Genomic DNA, 14,582 nt, shown 5'->3' on the forward strand with positions numbered 1-14,582 from the left:
TCATTCCCCGACCCCGTAGAAGCGCGCGGCGTTGTCCCAGAGGATCTTGCGGAGGGCCTCGCCGGGGAGCCTGCCGCGGAGCGCGAGCGCCCGCTCCACCATGCCCGCGTCGTGGTCGATGTGGGGGAAGTCCGTCCCGAAGATCGCGTGGTCCTCCCCGAGCCACGGGATCGCCTGCTCCAGGTGCGGCTCGTCGGGCTCGATCTCGACGATGCACTGGCGGCGGAAATACGCGGAGGGCTCGCGGCGGACGTGCGGCGCGACCTCCTCGGCCAGGCTGCGGTACTCGATCTCGTCGAGCCGCCAGAGCCAGTACGGCAGCCACCCGCAGCCGGCCTCGAGGAAGGCCACCCGCAGGCCAGGGTGGCGCTCGAGCACGCCGCCCTCGATCAGGGCGAGCAGCGCCATCATCTGCTCCATCGGGTGCGAGCAAGCGTGCAGGGCGAAGCGGCTGTGGAAGCGATCCGCGCCGGCGGCCGGCAGCGACGCGTGCGCGCCCTCGTGGACGGCGACCGCGATGGAGCGCCGCTCGCACTCGGCCCAGAACGCCTCGTAGGCGGGGTCGCCCAGCGTCCGGCCCGCGACGGGGTTCGGCCGGAGCACGACGGCGCGGAACCCGAGCGCCGCCGCCCGCGCGAGCTCTGGCACCATCTGCGCCGGATCGTGAGGGCTCATCAACGCCACCCCCCGGAGGCGCCGGGGCTCGTGATCGCAGAAGCCGCGCAACCAGGTATTGTAGGCCCTGGCGAGCGCGCCCGCGAGCGCCGGCTCCAGCGGGGCCATGCCGAGGAGCATCAGCGCGACCGTCGGATACAGGAACGCCACGTCGATGCCCTCGCGATCCATGTCCGCGATGTGGGCCTGGGGCAGCTCGAGCGAGCCGAGCCGCGCGAGCCACGCGGACCGCCGGCGGCCGGCCGAGGCGACCGCTCGCCACGCCCGCGCGCTCATCCGGTGATGGATCGGCCGTCCGTCCATCATCGGCCGCGGAGGGAGCGGGATCAGGCCCTCCGGTCCAGGGGACGCCACGCGGTCGGCCAGGGGCTCACCCTCGCCGGCATACGCGAGGTACGGCGCGTGAGCGCGGAGCTCCGGCTCGAGGTGGACCTTCCACAGATCGAGCGGCTCGATCACGTGACGATCCGCGTCGAGGATCCGATAGCCGTCGCGCATGGGATGTCTCCTCCGCCGAACGTGGGCTGCGTGGGGCCAACCGTGGACTGACTGGAGCGACAAACGATTTGAAACCACGAGAGAAAACAGAATATTCACAGGGAGGCAGGGAGGCGGGGAGCGAGAGACGGCAAGAGAAAGAACTTCATTTTTTTCTTCCTCCCCGCCTCCCCGCCTCCCTGTGAAATTTCTCCGGGTCTCAACGTGATCGGTATTCTAGACGTGGAGCGGCACCGGGTTCAGGTCCCCTTCCCGATTCGCGTGCTCGAGCCACCCGAGGCGGACCGGGACGTCGTAGAGGCGCCCCGGCCCGAATCGGGGCCAGAAGTGCCGCAGCCCGGGCACTGCCACCTTCACGGCGCACAGGCCGGTGTCCGGCCGCGTCTGGTCGAGCACCACGGTCTCCAGGCCGGCGCGCGCGGCGCGCTCCACGCAGTCGATCACATCGTCGCGCAGGTCGTCGCGCCGGACGAAAGGGTAGTCGCCGAGCGTCCGCGCCGGCGCCTCCTCGTCGGGGAACAGGTAGGCCTCGCCGGCCAGGGACGCGCCGTCCCAGCCGCGGGCCGGCGCGAGGCCGCGCGGGTCGAAGAGCTGGTTGAGCTCGGTCAGCGCCCGCTGCACCCCGAGGCGCGCCTCGAGGTGGCAGCCGAAGCCGAACGTGAGCCGGGCGGAGCCCGCCGCCCGCGCCAGGGCGACGAACGCCGGGACGCCGAGATCGCTCGTGACGTCGAGCACCCAGAGGCGCTGGCCGAGCTCCCGGTAGTGCCCTTCGAGCGCGTCGAAGTAGGGCTGTCCGAAGCTCCTCAGATCGACGGCGGGCCGGCGCGCGCGGTTGTACCACCAGAGCGCGACCGCATCCCGCTCCACGAGCTCCAGGAAGCCTTGCAGGATCGCCTCCTCGATGCAGTTGCCGGCCGCGTGCCCGTTCGGGTTGAACGAACAGGGCTGCTCGCCGGACGCCGCCGGCAGGTGGAGATAGCAAGCCGCGGCCGGGAGGTAGCGCCGCCTCCCATGGGTCAACGACCACGCAGGGGCCCAGTCGATGGCCGCGCTCGGGTCGTACGGCGGCGAGACGGCCAGCCAGGCGTCGCGCGGCGGGGCGCCGCCCGCCTCCGCCGCGCGGCGCTGCGCCTCGCTGAAGTGCTGCAGGGCGTCCGGGGGAATGCCGCCCCCGTCCAGCTCGGAGAGGCGCGCGCGGCGGAGGGGCACGTCGCCGTGGTAGGTCGCGCAGTAGCGCTCGATCGCCTCGCACAGCGCGCTCGCCCGGGCCTGAGCGACGGTGCGGCCCTTGCCGCTGCTCATGCGGTGGAAGTCGGCGAAAGCGGGAGAGTCGCCCGCGGGACAGGCGCGGTGGATGGCGCCGTGGACGGGCCGGAGCGGGTGATCGCGCCCCTCCAGCGGACCGACGCTCGCGACGAGGCCGGTCGACGGGCTCACCTGGCGGAGGACGCGCGCGAGGGTCTCCTCGGGCGGGACGGCGCGGTGGCCGCCGTCGTCGGTGAAGCGCTTCGGACGGGGCTCCAGGGCCACGGGCGCGAGCGCGCGCGCCCGCGCCCCCTCCGGGTCGCCGCAGGCCGGGCACTGGGGCCGCCGCTCCACCGGGTGCTCCGCGAGCCGCATGCGCGCGAGATCGAGGCTGTAGAGGCGATCGTCGAGCGGGCCGGCGCCCCCGGCGGCGAGCCAGCGCGAGAGCAGCACGGCGGCGAGCCCGAGCGCCGCGCGCCGGCCCGCGGGCAGGCCGACGAGCGGCGGCAGGAGCGGCTCGCGGAGGCCGCGCCGCCGTTCCAGGTACGCCTCGACCGGCCGGTTGTGCCGCACCCGGTGCGCGAGGCAGTCCCAGCACGGCCCCGCGCCGGGGCGGAACATCGGCCCCATCCACGGCTCGACCCCGCCGGGCTTGACCGGCGCCCAGCGGAGCGCCTCCCGGAGCGCGCGCCGGTTCCACGCGTCGAGCTCGGGGTCGAGGTAATCGCCGGTCACCAGGACCACGATCGCGGCCTCCGGCTGCACGACGACGCCCGCTTCCGCGAGGGCGCCGGCGAGCGCGTCCGGGTCCTCGCCTCCCGCCGCCCGCACGGCGACGGGCGTCGACGCGAGCCGCTCCGCGGCGCGGGCGGCGTCCACCCCGAGCGCCTGCCAGAAGCCCGCGATCTCCGGCGCCGGCGTGGCGTCGGCGAGATGGCCCCGCTCCTCCAGCCGCCTCAGGGCGTAGTGGACCTCGGCAGCGGAGACCTCGCCGTCGAGCGCGGCGACGAGCTCGCCCGCGGTCCGCCGGCCGTCGAGGAGCGGCCCGAGGAGGCGATAGACGCGGCCGCGGAGCATGAATCGCTCGCGCTCGCCGATCAGGAACAAGGTCTCCTTGTCACCGCCGGGCTCGACGCGCAGGTGGTGCTTGAATTGCAAGACGCGCTGCATGAGCGACATGAACACCGGACCCTGGTGAACCACCTGGTGCGTCGCGGCTCGCGGGAGACGCCCGTGCCGGTGCGCAATTCAGCGTCAGCGAGCGCCTGCCTGCGCGGCGGACGGGCGGGCTGGCCGCCGCGCGCCAGCGCAGGCTCGCGGGCGCGAGCGGCACGGGCGGCGCGGGCGGCACGAGCGGCACGAGCGGCACGACGACAGAGCCCCGGTCGAGGTCTTGTGAGAGGGGGTTAGCAGCGTGGCAGTCATTCGCGAGAGGGACAGCGGCATGGAGACGACGCCGCTGTCGAGCAGCTTCATCGATGCGATCCAGCGTGTCAGGCAGGACGACCGACGCGTCGCCCTGCTCGTTTATCACCGCGACGGCGCCGAGCGCGTCGTCCTGAGCCCGAGCGCGCCGGTCGTCATCGGCCGCGCGCCGCCGTCGCAGGTCCAGATCCGCGACGCCAGCCTCTCGCGCGAGCACGCCCGCTTCACCCAGTCCGGCGACAGCGTCCTCATCGAGGATCTGCGCTCGACCAACGGCACCTGGCTCGGCGGGGCGCGCGTCGCCCGCGCCGAGGTGAAGCCGGGCGACGAGGTGCTCCTCGGCAAGGTGGTGGTCGCCGTCCGCTCGATCACGGCGGCCGAGAGCGAGCTGCCTGGCCTGATGAGCCACGAGCAGCTCCGCGTCGCCCTCGAGGAGGAGGTGAAGCGCGCGCGGTACTTCGGGCAGCGGTTCGCCGTCGTCATGGCCCGATCCGCCCGCCCGCAGGGCGCCCACGTGAGCCACCTGTTCCTGCGCGTGCGGGCGCTGCTGCGGCCCGTGGACCGGATCGCGCTCTACAGCTCGGACGTGGTGGCGGCGCTGCTCCTCGAGGCAGGGGCCGACAAGGCGCTCGATCTGGTGCGCGCGCTGGCCGAGCCGCCCGCGGGCGGCGCGCCCGTGGTGCTCTCGGGCTTCGCGACGTTCCCCGAGGCGGGGACGGTGGCGGAGGAGCTGCTCGATCGGTGCTGGAGCGCGGTGCGCAGCGCGACGGTGGAGCAGCCGGTGCGGTCGGCGCCGGTCGGGACATGGAAGAGCAGCCCGGGCCCCGGGCACGCCGATCCTGTGGCCGTGAGCCCCGCGATGCTCCGCGTCCTCGAGATGGTCACGCGGGTCTCGCGGTCGTCGATCCCGGTCCTTTTGCTGGGCGAGACGGGGACGGGCAAGGAGGTCGTCGCGCGCGCGATCCACGATCGCGGCCCACGGAGCGGGCGGCCGATGGTGTGCGTCAACTGCGGGGCGATCCCGCAGCAGCTCGTCGAGAGCACGCTCTTCGGCCACGAGCGCGGCGCGTTCACCGGCGCGTGGCAGCAGCAGCGGGGGGTGTTCGAGGCGGCGGACGGGGGGACGGTCTTCCTCGACGAGATCGGCGAGCTGCCGGCCGCGGCGCAGGCCGCGCTCCTGCGGGTCCTCGAGACCCGCCAGGTGACCCGCGTCGGCTCGAACAAGCCGATCGACGTCGACGCGCGCGTGGTCGCGGCGACCCACCGCGACATCGAGGCCATGTGCGCCTCCGGCGCGTTCCGCACCGATCTGCTCTACCGCCTGAACGCGATGACGATGACGATCCCTCCGCTCCGGGCGCGCCCGGAGGACATCGAGCCGCTCGCGCTCCGCTTCCTCGAGCAGGCGAACCAGGCGAACGGCCGCGCCATCCGCGGCTTCGACGCCGGCTCGCTCGCGCGGCTCCGGGCGTACTCCTGGCCGGGGAACGCGCGGGAGCTGCGGAACGCGATCGAGCGGGCCGTGGTCATCGCCGAGGGCGAGTGGATCGCGGAGGAGGATCTGCCCGAGCGCGCCCGGGCGGCGCCCCCGGCCGCGCCGGCGCCGGAGCACGGTCTGCCGTGCGATGGCGTCGAGCTCCCGAGCGCCCCGCCGGGCGCGGACTTCCTGAAGACGCAGCTGCAGCGCTGCGAGGCCGACCTGATCGTCCAGGCGCTCCGCAAGGCGGGCGGGAATCAGACGGAGGCGGCGCGCGCGCTCGGCATGCCGCTGCGCACGCTGGTCTACAAGCTCAAGGCGCTCGGGATCAAGCGGCTCGGGTACGCGCCGCCCGGAGATGCGTAGCGCGACTCGCGCCGTCTCGCCGGATCGAGGATCAGGGCACGGTCTTCAGCGCGCTCTCGGCCGAGCGGAGCGCCCCCTCGATCCCCTGGTAATCGCAGTACGCCTCGCCGCAGACATGGACGTTGCCGGCCGGCGCGGCGTTGCCGGGGAGCTGGAACGCTCTCAGCCTCTCGAGCACCTCCCAGGACCTCGCCCCTGGCCGCCATGTATGGCACCCGGCGCCGTACGGCTCTCTGCTCCAGTCCCGGATTCCCCAGGTCGTCACCGTCCCGGCGGCGCGCTGCGCCTCCGCCGGCGCCTGCAGGTCCACCCCGAGGTACTTCAAGAGCTGTCGCTTCAGCTCCTCGCTGCGATCGATCTCTGCCCGATCGTGGACGTCGCCCTCGACATACACCTTCCAGAACTCCGTGGCCGGTCGATCGGTGTAGAGCATGGCCATCCCCTTGCCGTCGCTCTCGCGGTAGCTGTAGTGGACCTCCCTCGCGGGCATCAGCGACGCGTTCCGCTGGGGTGGCGTGCGCCCGGTCCACCACGGCGCGTCCGTGACCAGGAAACACTTGAGGAGCGGGAACCCGAACACCGCATCGAGGTCCTGCTGGATCTCGCGGGAGAAGCAGCCCGCGAGCCGCATCAGCGGGCTCCTGGGCAGGGCGAGGATCACGTGCTTCGCGACGGCCTCCACGGTCTCCTCGCCGCGGGCGAACCGCAGGCGGAGCCGCCCCCCTTCCGCCGCCTCGAGCGACGTGAGCGCGTGACGGAGGTGGATGGAGACCTGCTCCGGGCGCTGCTCGAGCCTCCGCACCAGGGCGCGGGGGAGCGCCCCTGATCCCCCCTCGATGCTGACGAGGGGCGCGTCCCCCTCCCCCTCCCCGGACAGCGCGCGCAGCCAGAAGATGATCCAGTCCATCGCGTTGGGGTTCTCTGGAATCAGGTGGTAGAACGTGCCCAGATCCCGGATCGCGAGCACGGCGCCGTGGCTGAGGACGTCGCTCAGCGCGTTCCAGAACCCCCGTTCGTGGAGGAACGCGCCGCCCTGCCTGGCCCGGCGGCGCATGCCCGCGTAGTCGTCCTCGTCGAGGCTCTTCAGCCAGTCCCCGTGCTTCTCGTCCCGGGGATCGTCCGGATCCCCCGGGCTCCTCCACGCAGTGTCCTTCAGGATCCTGATGATGCCGAGCTTCATCAGCTCGAGCGTCGTGTGCGGGCGATCGGCAGGTCCGGCCTCGCCGGGGGCGAGCGGGTGCCGCGGCCCCTCGGCGGGCTCGGCCGTGTAGGGGGCGAAGGGCCGGGTCTTCAGGTCGAGCTCGTCGAGCAGCCCCATCAGGAGGGGCTGCCGGCGCCTGTGGAACCGCATGGGGCCGCACTCCGCGAGGAATCCATCCATCTCGACCGTCTCGATCCGCCCGCCGAACCGGTCCGAGGCCTCGAACAGGCCCACCGTGCGGCGAGGGTCCCTCTGCGCCAGTCGGTAGCTGCAATAAAGGCCGGTGATCCCGGCGCCCACCACGATCGTATCGAACTCCTGCACGCGGCTGCTCCGTTCCTGGAGAGGGGGTGAGGCGGGCGCGCCCGCCGGCCTTCGCGGCTTCGTCATGCCGCCGCTCGCTCGTCGGCAGCGGCGCCCATCTCGACGTCCTGCTGCGTTGTCTCGTAGAACAGGAAGCGCCCCGTGGTGGCCTCGCAGACGGCCTGCCAGCCGCGCATCCGCCCCACGACATCGAACGAGAGCCCCCAGCGAGGCGTCTCGTCGATGACGCGCACGCCGAGGGCGTGCATCGGCAGGAGCGCGACCGGCGCGAGGGCGTGGAAGACGCTGAGCGCTGGCCGCGGGCACCCGGGCTTCGCGTGGACGCTCGCGCGGAGGTAGCTCGCGCTCGAGAAGCCGAGCCCGTCGACCACCCGTTCCATCAACCCGAGGCCGCGGATGCCATGATGGTTGATGGCCATGTAGAGCGGCGTCACCCGCTCTGTCTCCGCCTGGAACTCCCTTGCCTGCGCGGCGAGCCGGGCGGGGACGCCTTCCGGGTAACCGGCCGCGGCGGCATAGAAGAGGACCGCCTCGTCCTCGTCCGATAGCCCGCATTCCTTGATGAACAGCAGCGATCTCGCCTGGGCTGCCGCCGACTCCCTCACGGCCGTGTCCGCGGCGATCGACGCCACCACCTCGGCCACGCTCCGCTGGATGATCAGGTCCCACTCGCCGGGGAGGTACGCCAGGGTATCGGCCACGATCACCTCGTCGCGGATGCCGAGGCGGGCTAGATCGCGCCAGAGCTGTCGCAGGTGATTCCGGGTCTCCCGCGCGGAGAAGCCCATATCCCGGGTGTGCAGGCACGTGTCCGGCACGACCACCACGTGGGCGCCGCCGGGGTGGAACTCGCGCAGGACGCGCGCCAGCGCCGCGCGCATCTTCAGGCCGAGGAACTCCGCGAAATCGGGCTCCCTGCCGAACCTCCCTGTCTTGAGCGGCACCGGCACCTTGCCGCCCCCCTCCGGCATGGCCAGCACCACCGGCTCACCCCTCCGGACCACCTGATCGAGCCGGGCGTCGAACTCCGCCATGTCCCGGGGGTCCTCGAACCGGGTCTTGCTCGTCTGGATCGAGGCCTTCTTGATGATGGCCTTGAGCTGGGCGGCCCTGTCCACGTGTCTCGCCCCTGCCCTCCGCAGGGAGTCCTCGAAGGGGCGGATCGCCTGATCGAGCTCACCGAGGAAGGCGTCGACCTCGGCGGGCCCCGCGAAGCGAGCCCAGGGCGGCGGCAGCCTGCCGCCGGACAGCACGCGCTGCTTCGCGGCGAGGAGCTCGGGTGCCCTGGCCAGGCCGGCGGCCGGCTGGGTCACCGCGCTCTGGTAGCGGGGGGCGGCGGAGGCGCCGCCGGTCTCCCTCGCGCCATGGAGATCCGTGGGGTCGTCCGTGCCGAGGGGCCGCCTCGCGACGCCGCTGGCGGCGCTCGCACCCCCGGAATGACGGGCGCGATGAGCCTCGGTATCCCTCCTACTACCCGGGACGATGGTGGGTTGCCGGTCGCCGAGCACCACGCTGGTGAGCTCGCTTGTCGCCTCGAATTTCATGGTCCTCCCCTGCGGCGCGCGCGTCGCGACGGAGCCCCCCGTCGCGCGAACGGATCCGCTTCGATCGCGCATTCGTCGAAGCGGACAGCGCATCTCGCCGCTGTTGTCGTCACCTCGTCATCGTCAGAGCACGCCTCGTGCCGGCGGCGCCCACGCGGATTCGCCGGGAGATCGGCGCGGTGGCCGCGCGAGCGGGGATGAACGCGCGGGGCCATTGCCTCATCGAGCAACGGCTTGCGCGCCGGCGGACGCGCCGCCGTTGGCCGCGGGCGACAGCGCCCTCGACGTGGCCGAAGATCACGAGATCTCGCCGCGAGGAGCCCTTTCGGTCCATCCCGTCATGAGGTCGCCGGCGTCGATCCCCGCTCGGCCGAGCGCTTCCTGCCATGGCGAGGGCCGGGCGCACGGCGACGCGGCGAAACGAACGCCGATGTCGCGCTGGATCTGAGGGGGAATGCGGGAATGCAGCGCGCCGGACGGCGCCCGCGGGCGCTCCCGAGGATCGGGAGCCCGGTGACCTCTCGGCCCCGGGTAGTGGTCAAATTTGAACATGAAGGCGGGAAGGCGGGAAGAAAAATTTAATAACCTTCCCGCCTTCCCGCCTTCATGTGGACTCTCTCCGGGCAAAGTTGACCGCTACCCGGCCCCGGGTGGTTTACGGGGTCGAGGAGCGCGCGGCGCGGGCCTGACTGGCAGGCGCGGGCTCGAGGGGGAGCTCGACGAGGAACGTCGCGCCGCGGCCCGGCGAGCTCTCGACGCCGATGTGGCCGCCGTGGGCGCGCGCGATCTCGCGCGCGAGGTAGAGCCCGAGGCCGAGGCCACCGAAGTGCTCCACGTCGCCCACGCGCTCGAAGCACGCGAAGATGCGCTCCTGGTCCTCCTCCGCGATGCCCATGCCTCGATCGCGGACGAGCAGCCGCGCGCCGCCGGCACAGGCCTTCACCTCGAGGAAGATCGGCTGGCCCTGGCCGAACATGACGGCGTTCTTGAGCAGGTGGAACACGAGGCGACCGATCTGCTCGCGGTCCCAGCAGCCGACGGTGCCATCCGGCGCGTCGACCGAGATGGTGGCGTGAGGGGCGCGGAGCTCCACGGCGAGGCCGGCGACCGCCTCCCGGACGAGCGCCCCGAGATCGACCCGCTGGCGCTGGGGCGCGAGCTCGCCCGAGCGGAGCCTCATCGCCTGGAGCATGTCATCGCAGAGCCGGGTGAGCCTGTTGACCTGCCGGCCGACGACCTCGAGCGAGTCGTCCCACGTGGGCGGCTCCTCCGGTCGCCGCGCGCCTATTCGCCTCATCCTCTGCACCTGGAGCGCGAGCGAGGTCAGCGGCGTCCTGAGCTCGTGCGACGCGAGCGTCAGGAACTCGTCCCGGAACGCGGCCCCTCTGTCGTTGGCGGAGGCGCGAGCGGGCCAGCGTGCGTCGAGGGTTCCAGCGAGCTGAGCGTTCATGGCGGGCATGATGAGATCCCATGGTGGAGTGGGTGATCGTTCGTCGAGCGTCCAGAGCATCGGCAAAGCATCGGCGATGCCACCCGCCCACGCTCGCGCCGGAGCGCGATTCGCCCGGAATTTGCGCGTGATCCGGCCTGCCGAGGGCGGCATTGTCCTCGCGCGCGGCGGGCGCTTTGCTCGGCAACGCAAAGGGGCGGAGGCGGTGTCCGCGAGGGGCAAAGCCAGGCTCGCCCGCTGGCCAAGAGGAGCAGATCGAGCGTGCGGAGGCCGCGAGAAGCGTGCCGCAGGGGTCATCGGCGACGTCAGCGTGCTCAGCCGCCATGGATGCGGGAGCTGTTGCCTCCGTCGAGGACGGCGAGCCAAGAAGAGGGAACGCCGTCGAGCCGGCGGCACCGTGGAGAGCACCGGTTGCGTCAGCGCTGTAAGCACGCGGCCGGCTCGCGAGCGCCGCAGGCAGCCCCGGAGCTCGACACGCGCCTGGCCGGCGCGCCGCGGTTCGGCGAACTCCACGAGGACAAAATCCGTTGAAGGTCCAGCACCTGGACGCGAACCGCACGACCCGATCAACATGTCAACTACGCAAACCTGCGTACCTGCAGGGTCACAGACAACCCCGTGGAGCTCGTCGCGGGCCTCCCTTGGACTTCCGCGCGAGCGGAATCGCTTTGTCGTGAGACGTGACCCATCTAAAATCCAGACAGCACCTTGGCGACAGAGGGAGTGCAAGATGAGCAAAGAAGCGCTGCCGATCGACGTTATGGTGGGAAATGCGATCCGTCGCGCCCGCAGGTCACGCATCGCGTGGTCCTCCGGCGAGGCGAAGCTCGCGATCTCGACACGCAACGCGCTGCGGCGAATCACGGCGTCGTCGCCTGCATTCGCGACCTTCGACGCGATCCGCGGGCTGCTTCCCTTCGCCGCCGGCATGATCGATGTGCTGCCAACCTCGCGTACCAGCAATCTCGTCAATTTCATCTACGATGTACCGGAGGGCTTCCTGACGGAAAGGGCGCGTCTCATCGAGGACGACCCGGCCGTCCCTCTGGCCATGACGCTGCCGGCCGGGCTAGCGCTCCGCGGCCCCGACGCGCTGGGGGAAGATGCGTTCCAGCGAATGCCCTATAATCAGTTGATGTACCCTCAGTTTGGGCTCGACAACGTGACCGGCATGATCCTGTCCACCGCGGCGCAACGCGCGACGCCCGAGGTGGTCGTCCTGTGGCTGTTCAGCGGGATCGATGCGCGCCTCCCTACATGGCGGGAGTGCCGCCTCCTGGAGCTTCTCTGCCGTGATATCGAGGAGGCGCTGGAGCGCGTGAGGCTGCCGCTGATCCCGCATCAGCAGATCTTGTTTCAAATCATGCAGGAGCAGTCACTTGGATACATCGTAGTGCGCTCGGACGGCGCGCTCCTCGAGGTCAACCGGCGGGCGGTGCTGCTCTCTCAAAAATATGGGTTCCGCCGGGACGCCGCGTGGCGTAGCCGTGTCGATGACCTGATACATCTGGCCCGAGCCGGCGCTGACGTCAGACAGACAGTTCAATGCCCTGACGGCTCCGGCTGCCTCGACGTGAACGTGCATTGCCTTGCCAAAGAGAGCTACGCTATCAACGAGGACATCACGCTGATCCACCTTCGGGAAACGCTGTGGAACCGCCCGATCGCGGCAGGACGAGATGGGTCGCTCCGGGCGCTTCCTCGACGGCAGCGAGAGGTCGCCACGCTGCTCGCGGAGTCAGGTCTCTCATACAAGCAGATCGCCAGTAAGCTGGCGATCGCCGAGGGCACCGTGAGAAAGAACGCCGAGCGTGTTTATCGGGCCCTCGGCGTTCATTCTCGGCCCGAGCTCGCGGAGCTCGTGAGAAAACACGCTTCTGGCTAGGCTACACCTCCACGATCGGCACCGGCACCGCGCCCGCCCTCTCCAGGTTTTTCACTGCGTTGGCGAAGGTCTCTTCATCTCCCTGCGCAACATGCCACTCCACCGGCTCGAGGGTCCTCCTCCGCTTGAACGATCCGAAGATGACCTTTGCATTCGGCACCAGCTTGAGCCCGAGCAGGTCGAGGTGAAACCTTCTCATGATCTTGTTACGCGGATCATGGATCACATATCCACGATGCAGACCCTTCGAAAGAAACCACCTTACTGCACCATGGACCACGTTCATACCATGAACGGCCTTGACATAACAAAGACTGGTCCCCTCGACGGCACGATCTACATCTCCATCCAGGTGAACAAACGCGCTGATGTCTCCCGTCTCGACTGGCAGCTTACCAACGACACCGCCGTACGCTCGGTGTACGATCCTGAACGTCGCGAGGGGATCAGCGTCGGGGCGCTCGCCGTACGCAAACAAGACGGCGCGCGAATCGAACTGTTCGTCAAAACCGTCGCTCCAGCCGACATAGTACTTGGACGACGACAGCCTGAAGCGCCGTCTGACAATCTGGGTCATGGGATGCTCAGGAGGGTAGACGTAAATGGGCATGATGCGGCTCCCGGTGGCGAAGGTGACGCGCTAAGCCCGCAGCTATCTCTTCTCGCTCGACCGCATTCACGGCGCGGAGGTCGCTGCCTGGCTTGATGTCACTCAGGCCTGGCAACCCCTGTGCCCTGCCGTCTCGACGACTGACGAGGCGGAATCTCCGCCGAACCGCGCAGGAGAGCCCGTCCGCGGGAGAGAGAGATCATCGGGCTTGCGAGCAGCTATTTGTCGCAAATTGCAGAGACCCGATAGCCCCTGGCATCCGGGCTGCGATCCTGTATGTTCTGCGTACGCGCCGACCACGCTGGCGCAGCCACCCTACGAGGTACTCATGTCAATCGACGTGTATCTGCGAGCGGAAGACCAGCGGACAGCCGAGCAGATCGCCAAGAGCGACGATCCCGTGCTCCTCACGGGCCCTCACGGCTCTGGCAAGAGCACGCTCGCCAAGTGGATCCATGACAGGAGCACGCGGCGCGGACGTCCGTTCATTCACCTGAACTGCACCGCGATACCGTCGAACCTCGTCGAGAGCGAGCTCTTCGGCCATGTCGCCAACGCATTCACCGGCGCCACCTTCCGGCACGGCGCGGTGGCCTCTGCCCAGGATGGGACGCTGTTCCTGGACGAGATCGGAGATATGCCGCTCGAGCTCCAGCCCAAGCTGCTCAGCCTGCTGGAGGAGCGAGAGTACCGCCGTGTCGGCAGCGACAAGAGCGAGATGGCGAAGTGCCGATTCGTCTGCGCGACGAATCAGGGCCTGGAGGCGCTTTGCGCTGCGGGCCGATTCCGGCGAGACCTCTACTATCGAATAAACACGCTCCCACTGGCGATGCCGCCGCTCCGGGATCTGGATGGCGCCGCCTTGAAGATCGCCCGTAGACTCGCCGACGAGCACATTCCTGCTCCGTCGACCCGCGCCGAGGTAGTGCGCGCCGTGGAGGAGCTATCCACGCTGCCGAACGCCTGGCCAGGCAATGTGCGGGAGCTCAAGACCTTCATCAAGCGCAGCAAGACGCTCGGTCTGGAGGACGCGAGACGACTCCTCCTTCGCGAGTGGACCCAGGCGCACTTGCCCGAGGAGCGCGCACCGGCACCCCAGATCGTGCGCGCCCCCGCGGCGCCGCCTGGTGACTGCGCACAGCTCGCGCTCCTCATCCAGCGCTGCCTCCGTGACGAAGCGCCCGGGAGCACCGGTGGCCAGCCCAGGCGCGGTCGCCCCAAGGCGGCGGGATCGACCGAGGCGTCCAGGCGGCTCGCGGCGAGGCTGCTCGGGGGCCCGCTCACCAAGGGGGAGTTCAAGGACATCCTTGCGGTAGAGGACGCCCGGACCGTGGACACCAACCTCGCGGTCTTGAAGCGCGCAGGCATCGTCCGGCACGTCGGCGACGAGCTCGAGGCGGTCTGGCCTCCGGCGGAGACGTGGCTGCTCGAACGGCGGCACGGGGTGTGGGCTCCGCTCGGGACCCAGGAGATACCTGTCGCCCGTACGGGCGATCTTCTGCGCATCGAGGTGAGAACGAGGTGCAATGCCCAGCTCGGAGTGCTCGTGATCACCCATGTCAGGGGACGCGAGCCGGTGCCGTCACCGGCGATCGTGGACAGGAAGCGCGTCACGGAGGACAAGCCAGTAGCGGTGGACATCAAGCTCAGCGGAGCGCCAGGCCTCGAGCAGATCGTCGTACACCTCGCGCCCCCGGCAGTCCGAGGAGCCGTCGCGATCGATACCGCTGATCCGGAGCCGGTCATGCCTGACCAGGCACAGATCGAATTAGGTCGAGGGATAGCCATCGATCTCTGGGGGCCGGGGTGGCTCGCGGAGCACCGCGTGTTCCACGTCGGGTGAGGGCGACCCGCGGCAACAGCGCGGCCGAACGTGATATCT

At 70.5% G+C, this 14,582-nt stretch carries 9 protein-coding genes; 3 read left to right on the top strand and 6 right to left on the bottom strand.

The window, feature by feature from the left end:
• Together WME85_RS32445 and WME85_RS32450 are read right to left on the bottom strand one after the other, a co-directional pair.
• Nucleotides 1–1,173 (bottom strand): amidohydrolase family protein, encoded by a 1,173-nt coding sequence (locus WME85_RS32445; protein WP_437826978.1) that lies wholly within the window; start codon nucleotides 1,171–1,173, stop codon nucleotides 1–3.
• 216 nt (nucleotides 1,174–1,389) lie between these two features.
• Nucleotides 1,390–3,597, bottom strand: coding sequence for a TOMM precursor leader peptide-binding protein (locus WME85_RS32450; protein WP_437826979.1), 2,208 nt, complete (start codon nucleotides 3,595–3,597; stop codon nucleotides 1,390–1,392).
• Between the two features lie 235 nt (nucleotides 3,598–3,832).
• Here WME85_RS32450 and WME85_RS32455 point away from each other — a divergent pair, with 235 nt between their 5' ends.
• Nucleotides 3,833–5,686 carry a sigma 54-interacting transcriptional regulator gene (locus WME85_RS32455; RefSeq protein WP_437826980.1) on the top strand — a complete coding sequence of 618 codons (1,854 nt, stop codon included), beginning with the start codon at nucleotides 3,833–3,835 and terminating at the stop codon, nucleotides 5,684–5,686.
• A 31-nt stretch (nucleotides 5,687–5,717) separates the two neighbouring features.
• Here the strand turns inward: WME85_RS32455 and WME85_RS32460 are convergent, their stop codons facing one another.
• From WME85_RS32460 to WME85_RS32470, 3 genes are all read right to left on the bottom strand, one after another.
• Complete coding sequence (locus tag WME85_RS32460) at nucleotides 5,718–7,277, bottom strand: flavin monoamine oxidase family protein (protein ID WP_437826981.1); 1,560 nt, start codon at nucleotides 7,275–7,277, stop codon at nucleotides 5,718–5,720.
• A complete protein-coding gene (locus WME85_RS32465; protein ID WP_437826982.1) occupies nucleotides 7,274–8,755 on the bottom strand; it encodes a hypothetical protein in 1,482 nt (493 codons plus the stop codon). The genes WME85_RS32460 and WME85_RS32465 overlap by 4 nt, the downstream gene beginning before the upstream one ends.
• 655 nt (nucleotides 8,756–9,410) lie before the next feature.
• On the bottom strand, nucleotides 9,411–10,205 hold the full coding sequence (locus tag WME85_RS32470) for a sensor histidine kinase (protein ID WP_437826983.1): 795 nt from the start codon (nucleotides 10,203–10,205) through the stop codon (nucleotides 9,411–9,413).
• A gap of 730 nt (nucleotides 10,206–10,935) precedes the next feature.
• Between WME85_RS32470 and WME85_RS32475 the strand changes: the two genes are divergently transcribed.
• Nucleotides 10,936–12,090 (top strand): helix-turn-helix transcriptional regulator, encoded by a 1,155-nt coding sequence (locus tag WME85_RS32475; RefSeq protein ID WP_437826984.1) that lies wholly within the window; start codon nucleotides 10,936–10,938, stop codon nucleotides 12,088–12,090.
• Nucleotide 12,091: 1 nt separating this feature from the next.
• On the opposite strand, the gene WME85_RS32480 is transcribed toward WME85_RS32475, so the two are convergent.
• Nucleotides 12,092–12,667: a hypothetical protein gene (locus tag WME85_RS32480; RefSeq protein WP_437826985.1), complete on the bottom strand. Its 576-nt coding sequence runs from the start codon at nucleotides 12,665–12,667 to the stop codon at nucleotides 12,092–12,094.
• A gap of 361 nt (nucleotides 12,668–13,028) precedes the next feature.
• Between WME85_RS32480 and WME85_RS32485 the strand changes: the two genes are divergently transcribed.
• The gene (locus tag WME85_RS32485; protein ID WP_437826986.1) at nucleotides 13,029–14,543 is read left to right on the top strand and encodes a sigma 54-interacting transcriptional regulator; all 1,515 of its coding nucleotides are present in this window, start codon (nucleotides 13,029–13,031) and stop codon (nucleotides 14,541–14,543) included.
• The last annotated feature ends 39 nt before the right edge of the window (nucleotides 14,544–14,582 follow it).

This window comes from Sorangium sp. So ce1153 (assembly GCF_051521595.1).
Taxonomy (GTDB): Bacteria; Myxococcota_A; Polyangia; order Polyangiales; family Polyangiaceae; genus Sorangium.

Bases quoted from the DNA above. Each gene is read 5' to 3' on its own strand.
- WME85_RS32450 (WP_437826979.1), bottom strand. From the start codon at position 3,597: ATGTCGCTCATGCAGCGCGTCTTGCAATTCAAGCACCACCTGCGCGTC.
- WME85_RS32485 (WP_437826986.1), top strand. From the start codon at position 13,029: ATGTCAATCGACGTGTATCTGCGAGCGGAAGACCAGCGGACAGCCGAG.
- WME85_RS32460 (WP_437826981.1), bottom strand. From the start codon at position 7,277: ATGACGAAGCCGCGAAGGCCGGCGGGCGCGCCCGCCTCACCCCCTCTC.
- WME85_RS32480 (WP_437826985.1), bottom strand. From the start codon at position 12,667: ATGACCCAGATTGTCAGACGGCGCTTCAGGCTGTCGTCGTCCAAGTAC.
- WME85_RS32470 (WP_437826983.1), bottom strand. From the start codon at position 10,205: ATGAACGCTCAGCTCGCTGGAACCCTCGACGCACGCTGGCCCGCTCGC.
- WME85_RS32445 (WP_437826978.1), bottom strand. From the start codon at position 1,173: ATGCGCGACGGCTATCGGATCCTCGACGCGGATCGTCACGTGATCGAG.
- WME85_RS32465 (WP_437826982.1), bottom strand. From the start codon at position 8,755: ATGAAATTCGAGGCGACAAGCGAGCTCACCAGCGTGGTGCTCGGCGAC.
- WME85_RS32475 (WP_437826984.1), top strand. From the start codon at position 10,936: ATGAGCAAAGAAGCGCTGCCGATCGACGTTATGGTGGGAAATGCGATC.